This window comes from Bartonella sp. AP36NXGY, from assembly GCF_042195865.1.
Classification (GTDB): domain Bacteria; phylum Pseudomonadota; class Alphaproteobacteria; order Rhizobiales; family Rhizobiaceae; genus Bartonella.
In genome coordinates this window covers 38,374-51,244 of sequence record NZ_JBHIPD010000002.1, presented here as the reverse complement: position 1 = coordinate 51,244, position 12,871 = coordinate 38,374, and the positions used below count along the sequence as shown (strand labels likewise).

The following is a 12,871-nucleotide window of genomic DNA, read 5'->3' as shown; positions in this document are numbered from 1 at the left end:
ACGTAAAATGTTTTACAGCATGTTATGATTTTTATCAGTAAAGGATAATTTGGCGGAAATGTTTGTAATGATACGTACAACATTGTTTAAAAGGAAAGACATTGGCTATAGTATTTACAGGAAGATGAGTAACCTAAGAGATCAGATGAAGTTATTTTAGAAAAGTTTTTAAGTGTTTTGAACTTTGTATGAAGTGGTTTATCATTTTTGAATGGTTTGTGTTATAATACGCTAAAAAAGGATGAGAGGATAAAAAGTTCTTTTTGCAATAAAAGCGTGTAATTGCTTTTAAGTTAAGAAGAAAATATATAAGTAAGATATTATATTTGATACCTCCTTCAGAGGAAGCATGAATAAATGAAATCAAATTTAAAAGCATAAAGTTAGAGAGAATAATGGGTAATATTTTTTCACCAACGCATTTAATTATAATTTTATTGATTATCTTTGTGCTTTTCGGTCGCGGTAAAATTTCTGAATTAATGGGCGATGTTGCTAAAGGAATTAAAGCCTTCAAAAAAAATATGAAAGAAGAAGATGATAGCATTGAGGATAAAGTTGAAATGGCTCCTACTTCCCAAATGATTGATGTAGAATCTCAACAATCTCAGCCGTTATCGGTAAAACATGCAACAGCGCGCAGAAAGGTTTCTTCTGCTTCTAAAAAAAGCAAAACATCTGTTGCTAAAAAACAGTAACAAAAACGCAATCATCATTGTGCAATATTTTTTGATGAGAAAGTCGAATTAAGAGATGTTTGGGATTGACGGACCAGAGTTTATCGTAATCTTACTTGTTCTCATCATTGTCGTTGGACCAAAAGATTTACCTAAAATATTAAAGACAGTAGCAAAGATAAGAGCGTATGTGTATTCAACAGCAAATGAACTTCGTCATCAGTTTGATGATGTAATAAAACAAATCGAGCGCGATAATTTGCAAAAAGTATGTTCGGATATTAGCGATTCAAGCAAGAAGTTGGCAGAAACTTTTGATCCCACTCAAAATATATTAGAGGATATCCACGATAATTGGGATGTTAAGGAAACACATCATAAATCAAAAAAAGATAAAGAAATTTTGGAATGTGATCAAAACGTAACCAATAAAGATACGACAGTATCTATTGCTTCTAAAGATAAAGAAGATATGTCATGAATGTTAAGAAAGATGAAGTTGATGCTAATATGGCTCCACTTTTAGAACATTTAATTGAACTTCGTCAGCGAATTATTTCTGCCTTGGTTGCATTTATGATCGCTTTTATGATGTGTTTTCTTGTTAAAGATTATATTTTAAATTTTTTACTATGGCCATATCAGTGGGCAATGAAAATAGCAGAGGGTAATCCTGAGGGGATTCGTTTACAATCAACGCAAGTATGGGAAACTTTTTTAACGAAGATGAAGCTTTCTGTTTTTGGGGGAATTATTTTATCTTTTCCCTATACGGCTTTTCAGTTTTATAGTTTTATTGCACCAGGGCTTTATAAAAATGAGCGTATGGCTTTTTTACCATTTCTCATTGGGGGGCCTATTTTATTTTGTATTGGGGGAGCGTTTGTTTATGGTCTATTAGCGCCAATAATACTATGGTTTAGCCTTTCTCAACAATTTCTTCCAGATGTTCATTTAAAAATAGAGTTTATAGTGCGTATTTCTGATTATTTGGGCTTTATGACATCGTTTATCCTAATTTTTGGTTTGATTTTTCAATTACCTCTTGTCATCAGTCTTTTAACAAAAATTGGATTTGTAACATCTCATGATTTGGCGTCTAAACGAAAATGGGCTATTTTACTCTCTTTTATCATAGCGGCAATCATAACGCCGTCGGATTTTTTTACGATGTTTGCAGTGGCTTTACCAACGATAGCACTTTACGAGATTTCAATTTTAATTGCTTACAGTATAGAAAAGAGAAGAAAATCCGCTTAAGAAAAGTGTATAATCTTATGCGATAAGGAATGAATAAAAACAATATAAATGAGGAATTTTTATGCTTGATATTAAGTGGATTCGTGACAATCCTGAGAAATTAGATAAAGCACTCGTAAGTAGAGGTCTTGAGCCACAAGCTGAAAGGTTAATACAACTTGATCTTGCACGTCGCTCGCATATTGCTAAGGTGCAATTGGCGCAGGAACGTCGCAATGCTGTTTCAAAGGAAATAGGACAGGCTTTAGCGGTATCGGATCAGCAAATGGCTGAACGTCTTAGGGCTGAAGTTGAAGAGATTAAAGCTTTTCTTTCCTCTGCAACAGTGGAAGAAAAACAGCTGACGGAGAGTCTTGAGAAACTTCTTTCAGCACTTCCAAATATTCCATTAGATGATGTTCCAGAAGGTAAAGATGAAAGTGATAATGTCGTCATTCGACATTTTGGTACACCTCCAACATTTAATTTTACACCAAAGGAACATTTTGATCTTGGTCAAGATCTCAAACAGATGAATTTTGAACGAGCTAGTCGTTTGTCTGGAACACGTTTTACAGTACTTTCAGGGGCATTAGCACGGCTAGAACGAGCATTAGGCCAGTTTATGCTTGATGTGCATGTCAATGAGAATGGTTACACAGAAGTCTCAATACCTCTTCTTGTTCGTGATGAGATTGTTTACGGAGCAGCACAATTACCGAAATTTGCTGAAGACCTTTTTCGTACAACAGATGGTCGATGGCTTATTTCCACAGCAGAAGTGCCATTAACCAATTTGGTCAACGATGAAATTCTTGAAATATCAGATTTACCACTGCGATTTTCTTCTTTATCTCCCTGTTTTCGTTCAGAGGCGGGAGCAGCCGGTCGTGATACGCGCGGTATGTTGCGTCAGCATCAATTTTGGAAAGTTGAAATGGTCTCGATTACCAGTGAAGAGCAGTCTTTAATTGAATTGGAACGTATGACGGAATGTGCAGAAGATATATTAAAGCGGCTTGGTTTGCCTTTTCGCACAGTGGTTCTTTCTACGGGTGATATGGGGTTTGCAGCGCGTAAAACCTATGACATCGAGGTTTGGCTTCCTGGTCAAGAATGTTATCGTGAAATTTCTAGCTGTTCAGTTTGTGGAGATTTTCAAGGTCGCCGTATGAATGCGCGCTATCGTAAAGAAGGCGATAAAAAATTGCATTTTGTTCATAGCCTTAATGGTTCTGGTACGGCTGTTGGACGTTGTCTTATTGCCGTACTTGAAAATTATCAACAGGCTGATGGATCAATTATTATTCCAGATGTTTTACAACCTTATATGGGAGGCATGCGCTGTATTACTGCTTAATTTTACGAAAGGAGAGACAATATGCGTTTATTGCCAAGAGGTGATGATACACAGACGCAAGTTTTTGCCATTTTAAAAGAAGCAGTTTGTCAGTATGATAAAAGTGCACCTCCATTGGAGATTGAATGATACTATGGGGCAAAAGGGTATTTTACAATTTCGTGAGGAGTTAGCCGCTCTTGTACTGAAAATGCGTAGCAAAGGCATTGATGACGTGCGATTTTTTTCGGCATTAGAGAAAATTCCGCGTCAACAGTTTGTTGCTGCTCCTTGGTTCAATAGTGCTTATGATAATAAAGTTATTCCCCTTGAGTGTGGTGAATATATGGAACGTTTGGAAGAACAACTCTTAATTCTTTCGGCATTATCGTTGAAAAAAAGGCATCGTGTCTTAGAAATTGGTACAGGATCTGGTTTTTGTACTGCTCTTATGGCATGTCTGAGTGACCGTGTGACAACGATTGATCGTTATAAAACGCTTGTTGATTTAGCACGCCAAAAATTTCAAACTTTAGGAATTGAAAATATTGTTATACGGCAGATTGATGGAAGTCATAATGTGACAGGCTTAGGATCATTTGATCGCATTCTTATTTGGCCATCACGTTTTGATGAACCAAAGGAATTTTTAGAACTTTTAGCTGAAAATGGAATTCTCATTCAGGCGATAGGACCTGACGAAGGGGTACAAACGGTGACGCGCTATACAAAAATTGGTAGTCGATTTGAGTGTTTAGAACTGTTCCAAGTGCGTTACCAACCTTTTATTAAAGGCATTGCAGAGATACTTTAATTTTTAAAAGCTAAGACGTTTCTGCAAATTGTCTACGTTAAATTCATTTTGATCTTATATAAAGATATTTATGAATAAAACATCTCATTTTAACTCTTCGGTAATTTAAAAAAGCTTTAATGGAATGAGTTGATTATTGATGAGTGAGCAAAACGATGTGTCTAAAAGCTTTGGATAATATTTTCCAGCATAATTTTCAGAGAATAACTTTGTTAGCGGTGGTAACTATTGTTGCTGGTTGTAGTTCTGGTACACAGCGTTTTTCCAATACGTTCTCTCATCGTACGGTATCATCTCAATCAAATATATCAAGCACTATGTATACAGACCCGCGAATGCTATCATACGGTAGTGGTATGATACAAAGCACTGAATTGCCACCTGTGGAATCAAGCGATGATTCATGGGGAGATGATAATTCCCCCTATAATTTTCCACATCAAGGTAGGATAACTTCTTCTGATGGTCGCGTTATGGGCGCCCCTCCACGTAATCTTGGAACACTTTCTCGTTCACAAATGGATAAATCTCCTATTTTTCGGCGGAATTCTTATATTGTCCAGAGTGGAGATACACTGCTCAGTATTGCACGACAAGTAGGGGTTAGTGTTGAGGCATTAAAATTAGCAAATGGTATAAACAGCAATTCCATTTATATCGGTCAGGTCCTTGTTGTTCCAAGCAGGCGTACATTAGCAGCTTCAAATGCACACAATAATAACGATTGGGCAGTGTCAACAACAGAATCTGCATCCCAATCTGTGATGTCCTCTATAAAAAACAAGAAGTCCTCTCCTATATATAAAGCTCCTGTAACAACGCCACCCTCTGCAAAGATAAACAAATCAAGTTCTGAGAAAAATTTTTCTAAACAGATGACGCAATTGAAACATGAGACTGGTTTGTCAAGTACTGTTACGAATACAGATAATATGACGACTCCGCAAGCCACAGGAATTTCTAAGATGCGTTGGCCAGTACGAGGGCGTTTATTAAGCCAGTTCGGTCAAAAAAAGGGAACAGTAATGAATCGAGGAATAGATATTGCAGTGCCTGAAGGGTCTTCGGTAAAGGCGGCAGAAAATGGTGTGGTTATTTATGCGGGAGATGGACTAAAAGAGCTTGGTAATGTTGTGATGATTCGACATGAAAATGATATTATCACTATTTATGGATGTAATAGTAAGCTTGTTGTTAACAAAGGACAAAGGATAAGGCGCGGTGATGAGATTGCTAAATCTGGTGTTTCAGGAAATGTTAAAACGCCACGTGTCTATTTTGAGATGCGTAAGAATTCATTACCTGTTGATCCCCTTAAATATTTAGAAAACTAATTTATTGATAACTTTGACATTTGAATAGTCTTACAGTTTATAGAAAATTCATGAAAAACAATTGATTTTCTTAAATCAATAACATAGCAGCAAAAAATCATTGGTTTCAGGAGAGTCGTTCGTTGGGGTCGTTAGATATTACCATCTTTGTATTTATGAAAGTGTAAGACAATAGTATCATACTGTTTGTCAGCTTTGAGTATTCCAATTGCTCTTGCATTTGAGAGAAGCATGAAAAAAGATATTTCACGCCTTTCTTAAAAAGTTTTTATCGACAGGCTCATTTCATATGTGTGACTCATATGTGTGACGTCAAGAAAATCGTTTTGATTAATTCAGAAGATTTGAAATGAGAGCATTTTATTGTATTTAGATCTGTCGTTCGATATCAAAAACGATAAATTATCTATATAAATTAAAGTTTGTTCATTAGAAAAATTATCTTGTATAATTTATTGAGTTAGTGAAAAGATTTATATTGTAGGATATACAATAGGGGAAAGTGAATCTATTTTTTAAGATTTTTCTCATTGTATTTTGGTATTCTGCCTCTTAAGGATTTATTGTATTTTTGTAAAGCTGTGATTAGATTATGTAGTTATTGCTTTTTATGATAAATTCTTTAGGAATTTTTTCTGTATCGGAATTTCATTTTAATAGAGTGGGAAATACCTGAGGTTTAACTATAGGAGATAAAAATGTTTATGACGAACGCTTATGCTCAAGTTGCAGGCGATGTTTCCGGTGGAATTTCATTTGCTAACGCTGTCCCATTCATTTTAATTTTTGCAATTATGTATTTTTTTATGATTCGTCCACAGCGTGCCCAAATGAAAAAACGCCAAGAAATGCTTAATGCAGTACGTCGTGGTGATACAGTTATAACGGGTGGTGGTATTATCGGCAAGGTTACGAAGGTTCACGACGAGAGTGGTGAATTAGAGGTTGAAATTGGTGAGAGTATGAATATTCGTGTTATTCGCTCAACATTAGCTGATGTGCGCGTTAAAGGTGAGCCGGTTGCAGAAAAAAAATCAAAACTTAATGCTAAAGCAAAAAGACCACAAAAGTCTAAATCTAAAACGACAACGAAAGAAGATATGAGTATCTCTGAAGAGAAAAAAGCTATATCAAAGGAAAATGCATCTTAAGGTGTAATGGCAGTTTATTACATTTTTTAAGCATTTTTATAAAAAGCTTGGCAAGATCAAGACAATTTCATTGAAAAAGAGGCTTTTATAGTGGCTACAGAAAATGGAGTTTTTGTTTTCTTTAGATTATTAAAATAGTTGTTTTATTTATAGAATATTACGCAATTTTTTTCTGTTTTTTAAACAAGATCATTGTTTTTATAAAAAGCAATTTGTGAGTAAATAAGCTGAGGAAACTTTTTAAAAGATAGATTTATTTAAGCAGGTATAGCATTTTACCGCGGTTTATTCCCAAATTTTCATATATTTGTTGTATGAGAAGATTAGGGCATTATATAAAAATTTTTACTTCAATACTAGGCTATGTTTAACATATCAATGTTTATATCAGCCTTATTTTAATTTTTATGATGAGAAGAAGCAAAGACAATTGGATTATTCAAAAATAAAAGGTGCATATTCATGTTCGATGCAATTCAAATTCGTGAAGCACATTTTCCAAGTCGCGCACCTATTGATGCTTATGGAAATGGTGGGTTTCGTTTTGCTGATATGTCTCATAGAGGTTCTATTATTTGTGTACCATCAGGTATTTATGGCATTGAGATGGCAGGGCCTGTTCCCACTCAAAGGGATATATCTCGTATTTTAGAAGAAGCTTCTGAAATCGAAGTTTTATTAATAGGTACTGGAATTGAATTATTACGATTACCTGAAGAGTTACGGGTGCTTTTATGGGAAAAACGTATTTCATCAGATACAATGAGTACGGGAGCGGCGGTGCGTACATTTAATGTTTTATTGGCTGAAGATCGCGCTGTTGCAGCGTTATTATTTGCGGTAGAATAGAGTATTGTTTAATAAAACAAAGGCTCTGGTCTAGCATGAAAGACTTGTGTGATTATTTTCTGCGCTGTAAAATACTGTCATTTAAGGCGGTGATATAAGGGTATAGAATATACATAACTTAACACATTAAGTGTTTTTTAAATACAGCAGCAAGTATTCAGGACAAAGTTTGCTCATAGTTCCTAATGAATCACATGAGTGATCAGCTCTTGGGACTTAAGACAGTTCATAAGAGGCATTTTAATTCTTTCTTATACAGTTTTTACCTACAAGCCAGTTCCGCTTATGACGTGCAAGGGAATAGTTTTTATTGATGTAACATGGAATTGGTTTGAAATGAAAGCATATCTACGATATTTGGGATTCTAATTTAATATACAAAACACAAAATTATGATTATAAATCAATGCGTTTATAGTAACAGAAACGCACCGAGAGCAATTGGATTTTTTACAAATTGGTGTTGGTAAGAACCTTTGTCTTTTAGGATGGGGAGAAGGTCAATGATTGATGAAGTTTTTGTGATCAGTGCATTTTTTATAAAATAACATTGTCATCTATCCACTGAAAAAGTGTTTTGCATTGTTTGTTGTTCAAGTTTTACTATGCATGTTACGATTGGTTTTTAGCTTTTTATTGCAAATGAAAACTTGAAGCCCGATAAGATAAGTTTTATCAGAAAAATTATTTATTTAATTTTTTTCTTTCTAAAACGAAAAGGGACTAGAAAAGAAATTTTAATTCATAATACAGTTAAGAGACACATTTAAAAATCTTATTTTCTGAACTATATTTGCTTATCCTTCATTTTTTAATATGAATAAAAAGAGGGTATTAATTTAATTACTAAAAAAGGGACGTTAATAGGTTCATAGAATGATAGGCTCTCTTCCTTATTGTCTTGATATTTTACGTACCATAGATCGTGATCGCTATATATCGGTTTTATTTGCACCTAAAAAAAAGCGCCAAGCATTGGCTGCTCTTTATGTATTTAATGCTGAAGTTTCTCGTATCCGCGAAAGTGTACATGACCCACTCATAGGAGAAATACGGTTACGTTGGTGGTATGATGCTATTGCTCATGGTGAAATGCAAACGAGTGGAAACAATCCGATTTTGAATGATTTATTAAAAGCAATCACTCTTTTTAATTTACCTAAGACAGCTTTTTTACGTTATTGTGATGCGCAAATTTTAGATCTTTATCACAATCCAATAGAAACACTTCATGATCTAGAGCATTATTGTGGAGAGACAGCAGGCATAATTTTACAGCTTTCTTGTCAGATATTAGATCCTGAAACTGCACAAGAGTTTACAGATATCTATGAACATGGAGGGATTTCTCAAGGATTAAGCGGTGTATTGCGTCTTTTATCATTCATGCAATCACGATATCAATATTATTTACCCACTGATATATTAAAGGCTGTAGGAGTGAATAGGGAAGATTTGGAATCTCATCGTCTCAGCGATCAACAAAAGGGTTGTATTGTTGAAGCTATGGTAGCATTATCGCGCGATCATTATACCCAATTTTACGAGTATTCTTGTACTTTACCTAGAGTTCTTAAGCCAGCTTTTCTTCCATTGGTCATTGTACCAGCTTCTCTTCAAAAAGCTATACAGCTGGGGGCAGCAATTTTTCAAGAGAGTGCAACTTTGCCATTGATGTATCGCTATTGGTTGATAACAAGGGCAGCAATAAGCGGCAATTTTCCAAAGATACTGTAAAAGAATATTACTACGTTGGAATGCGTAACATGAAGACTGATTTTCTCATATGAAGATAAAAGGAGCCATTGTGATTCCAAACCATTTTTTTGTTATAAAAAAGGTTGATGTTTTGGTTGTTATGAACACAGAAGAATAAGAAATTTTATGATCTTGAAAATACGCTGTATTTCTTCATCAGTAATATGTTTTATTCAGTGTATTGGATGGGTGAGATGCAGAGAAAGAAAAACATGAGATAAATCTTAATACATTGGTTTGTTTGATGAAGAACTTTTAAGTACTCTGAATGTATTGATTGTAGCTCATTTGCAAATGAAATAAAATTTCTATTTTATGAGAGAAGTTATCTTAGCAGTCTATAAGTCTATAAAAAACTCTTATTTTTGAGAAATTATAACATCATAATTGATGACTGTTATGATTGATGAATATATTGATTTATAATGATAATACGTTTTTTCTTATATTGAATGAGAGTCTTGAATAGAAAAAGATTTCTCCATTTTTATAATGAATTTTAAAAATAGTTTTTTTATCTATTATAAGTTGGATGTGTAAATGAAATCATTTAAGGAAGAAGCAATACGCTCCCTATGAATGAATATTAAGAGTAGCAATATAATGAGCTATGAATGAATGACGATAGGGATGATGTTTATAGCTTAATGGGCGGCAACCTTTACGACCTTTGGATGGATAATGTTTTTTAATGCATTGCAAAAACGATTCTACATTCCATTGACTATTTTCTCGCAAATCCATACATGCACTGTTTTGCGAGAAAATGAATCATTATACAAACGCTGATCCTAAGATATGCAGACAAGAAATCCGTCTTACCTCTTCAACTATAGACGAAGAGCTGATGAAAACTTTATCAATAAGTTCTTAAAATTATGCACAATCTTTTTATTGGAGAGCGTTAAAGATCTGATTATAATTTGTGCTATTAATTTCCAAAGGATGTTCTTTATTGGCAACTTGTAGCATTTCTAGCTTGAGATCTTCTCTTATCATCATATCTATATTGGCGCGGACCTCAGTTGAAAGATTATGAGACGTGATATCTTTAGGCATGGTTACAGTCTTTATTTGATAAATGATACGGTTTGTTGCAACCGGACCTTTTATGATGCCATAATGACCTTTGGGAGCAGCAAATAATGCTTTAATCCCTTCAACGCCAAGGGTTTCAGATGCGTCTTGACGCCGGAGGGTTGGTGTTGTTTGTTTTGTAACACCAAGGGTATGAGCAAGAGCAACAAGACTTTTTCCTTCCGTGAGCTGTTTGAGAGCATTTTGGGCTTTTTCATCAAGAAGACGTTGGATTTCCTCATTTTTCCATTGAGAAAGAACATCTAGCTTAGCCTCTTCAAGTGTCTTATCACGGGCAGGAATAATTTTATCGACCTTGTACCAGAGATATCCACCATTTTGAAAAGAGAGAGGATCAAGATCGACTCCTTCGTTTGATTGATAGATGGCATTCAGTAAAATATCTTTTTGAGGTAAATCCGTGAGTATTGCACCTTCAAGCGTTTTTCCCGTTTTATCAATAGTAATTGTGCGCAAAGATAACTTGTATTGGTCAGCTAACTCTTTGAGAGAAGCACCCTCAAAACGAGCATTTTCAATGGCTACATAATTGTTACGGATATCATCAGTAGCACGATTTTTGGCAAGTATTTGGCGAATATTTTCTTCTACACTTTCAAAAGGAAGAGAGCTTGAAGGTTCAATATGCGTAACGCGAATGAGAACAGGTCCCTGTAAGTCATTTATCACAGGACTGACTTGGCCTTGTTGAAGTTCAAAAATTTCAGATGTCAGATGATTAGGAAGTTCATTTTCTGCGAGAGGACCTTTTTTTATGTCATTAAGAGTCTTTTTTTCAGCTTTTACCAGTTCATCAAAACTCAATCCATCAGCTATTTTTTTTGCTGCATTATCGGCTTCTTCGCGTGAGGGGAATCGCAGTTCTTCGAATGTACGCTTTTCAGGCGTTACAAAACGTGAAGCATTTTGTGTATAATAGGCTTTCGCCTCATCTGTTGAGATATCTTTAGGTTTTACAAAATCATTAAGTTCCATAGATAGCAAAGAGACAGTACGGTATTCTGGAGCACGAAATTGACTTTGATGTGTTTCAAACCATTTTTGTAATGTTTCGTAATCAGGATCAGCAATTGTTTTCTTTTCTTTTAGATCAATAACGAGATAATCAGCAATACGCATTTCTCCTTGATAAAGAGCAAGTGCTTTATAAAAGAGATTTGGTGCCTTCATATCAGAAAGTAAAGCAGCAATAAGCTGATTACGCTTTTCTTGTTTGGTGTAATAATTAAGAAAAGCACTTTCACTAATACGTAAATGCTGAAGATAGTTATAAAACAAGTTTTTATCAAAAGTGCCATTTACCTGGAACATCTTATCAGAACCAATCGTATGAGCTATTGTATCTTTTGAAAGACTTATTTTCATTTTACGTGCTTGTTCATCAAGCAGTACATTTTGTTGTAATTGATTAAATACAAAAGCAGGAATTTGGTATTGCTGCATTTCATTTGTTGTAAACATTCGTCCAAGATGAGCAGCATATGCTAAACGTGCGCTTTGATCGGCGAGTGCAAGACGATAATCATCGACAGTTACTGTGGACTTTCCAGAAGTAATAAGATCTCTTTCACTTTTTTTGTGTAACTGCGGTACCCCCCATAAAAGAATGAAGCATAAGAGTAAAATAGCAAGGAAAATTCTAAAAATCCAAGAATTTGTAGCATTTCTTATGATGTCAAGCATTGTTCAAGTCCATTTTTAATATGAGTTATTATCAAAGCTGTAATGGAATTTGCAATAAAGAGATGAAAGATGCAAGCTTTAAAGACTTGCTTTCATTTTATAATTTGGTAACTACAGATAAACAATATATTGTAAAAGCTCTTGAGGTGAAAATATGTCTCCAAATATTCGGCCTTTTCTTGCTGGAAATTGGAAAATGAATGGAACGAGTGAATCGCTTGGAGAGTTGCGTGCTATTGCTGCAGGCGTTAGCTCTGATCTAGGTCATCTTTTTGAGGCGCTTATTTGTGTTCCAGCAACGCTTTTATCGCGTGCTTCTAATACGCTGAATGGTGAAAATCTCCTTTTGGGAGGACAAAATTGTCACTTTGATGATCATGGTCCTTATACTGGAGATATTTCAGCTTTTATGCTTAAAGAAGCGGGAGCAAGTCATGTTATTATTGGGCATTCAGAACGTCGTACAGTGTACCAGGAAAATGATGCGATTGTCTGTGCCAAAGTGCAAGCTGCGTGGCGAGCAGGTCTTGTGGCTCTTGTATGTATTGGTGAAACATTGGAGGAGCGTAATAATAATAAAGTACTGGATATTCTCACGCAGCAGCTTGAAGAATCTCTCCCAAATGATGCAACAGCAGAGAATACCATTATCGCTTATGAACCAGTTTGGGCGATAGGCACCGGCAATACAGCGACTCCAGAAGATATTGCAAAAGTACATCATTTCATTCGTGATAGGGTGCGCTCTCGTTTTGGTGATGAAGGCAATAAGATACGTTTGCTTTATGGTGGATCCGTAAAACCATCCAATGCATTTGAGCTTTTAAGCATTGCTCATGTTAATGGTGCTTTGATAGGTGGAGCAAGCTTAAAAGCGATTGATTTTTTAACTATTTGCGATGTTTGTCGTAAACTATAGCAGAGAAATT

The 12,871-nt window shown here is 35.1% G+C and carries 11 protein-coding genes; 10 read left to right on the top strand and 1 reads right to left on the bottom strand.

What is annotated here, in order from left to right; genetic code table 11:
* Positions 1-395 precede the first annotated feature (395 nt).
* The 9 genes from tatA (at position 396) to ACFINX_RS01165 (ending at position 9,140) form a co-directional block, all read left to right on the top strand.
* A complete protein-coding gene (gene tatA, locus ACFINX_RS01205) occupies positions 396-698 on the top strand; it encodes a twin-arginine translocase TatA/TatE family subunit (protein WP_375612915.1) in 303 nt (100 codons plus the stop codon).
* 55 nt (positions 699-753) lie between these two features.
* Positions 754-1,158: a twin-arginine translocase subunit TatB gene (locus ACFINX_RS01200; RefSeq protein ID WP_375638106.1), complete on the top strand. Its 405-nt coding sequence runs from the start codon at positions 754-756 to the stop codon at positions 1,156-1,158.
* On the top strand, positions 1,155-1,937 hold the full coding sequence (gene tatC / locus ACFINX_RS01195; RefSeq protein ID WP_375612913.1) for a twin-arginine translocase subunit TatC: 783 nt from the start codon (positions 1,155-1,157) through the stop codon (positions 1,935-1,937). Before ACFINX_RS01200 ends, tatC begins: the two co-directional genes overlap by 4 nt.
* A gap of 61 nt (positions 1,938-1,998) precedes the next feature.
* Positions 1,999-3,276, top strand: coding sequence for a serine--tRNA ligase (serS, locus tag ACFINX_RS01190; RefSeq protein WP_375668191.1), 1,278 nt, complete (start codon positions 1,999-2,001; stop codon positions 3,274-3,276).
* Positions 3,277-3,409: 133 nt separating this feature from the next.
* Positions 3,410-4,069 carry a protein-L-isoaspartate(D-aspartate) O-methyltransferase gene (locus tag ACFINX_RS01185; RefSeq protein ID WP_375622329.1) on the top strand — a complete coding sequence of 220 codons (660 nt, stop codon included), beginning with the start codon at positions 3,410-3,412 and terminating at the stop codon, positions 4,067-4,069.
* Positions 4,070-4,224: 155 nt separating this feature from the next.
* Complete coding sequence (locus ACFINX_RS01180; RefSeq protein ID WP_375668190.1) at positions 4,225-5,403, top strand: peptidoglycan DD-metalloendopeptidase family protein; 1,179 nt, start codon at positions 4,225-4,227, stop codon at positions 5,401-5,403.
* A 698-nt stretch (positions 5,404-6,101) separates the two neighbouring features.
* On the top strand, positions 6,102-6,554 hold the full coding sequence (gene yajC / locus ACFINX_RS01175; RefSeq protein ID WP_375668189.1) for a preprotein translocase subunit YajC: 453 nt from the start codon (positions 6,102-6,104) through the stop codon (positions 6,552-6,554).
* 462 nt (positions 6,555-7,016) lie between these two features.
* Positions 7,017-7,403, top strand: a complete 387-nt coding sequence (locus ACFINX_RS01170; RefSeq protein ID WP_375611259.1) for an Mth938-like domain-containing protein — start codon at positions 7,017-7,019, stop codon at positions 7,401-7,403.
* An 876-nt stretch (positions 7,404-8,279) separates the two neighbouring features.
* Complete coding sequence (locus tag ACFINX_RS01165) at positions 8,280-9,140, top strand: phytoene/squalene synthase family protein (protein ID WP_375611260.1); 861 nt, start codon at positions 8,280-8,282, stop codon at positions 9,138-9,140.
* 912 nt (positions 9,141-10,052) lie between these two features.
* Here the strand turns inward: ACFINX_RS01165 and ACFINX_RS01160 are convergent.
* Positions 10,053-11,942, bottom strand: a complete 1,890-nt coding sequence (locus ACFINX_RS01160) for a peptidyl-prolyl cis-trans isomerase (RefSeq protein WP_375668188.1) — start codon at positions 11,940-11,942, stop codon at positions 10,053-10,055.
* A 154-nt stretch (positions 11,943-12,096) separates the two neighbouring features.
* On the opposite strand from ACFINX_RS01160, the gene tpiA reads away from it, so the two are divergent.
* Positions 12,097-12,861 carry a triose-phosphate isomerase gene (tpiA, locus tag ACFINX_RS01155; RefSeq protein ID WP_375668187.1) on the top strand — a complete coding sequence of 255 codons (765 nt, stop codon included), beginning with the start codon at positions 12,097-12,099 and terminating at the stop codon, positions 12,859-12,861.
* The last annotated feature ends 10 nt before the right edge of the window (positions 12,862-12,871 follow it).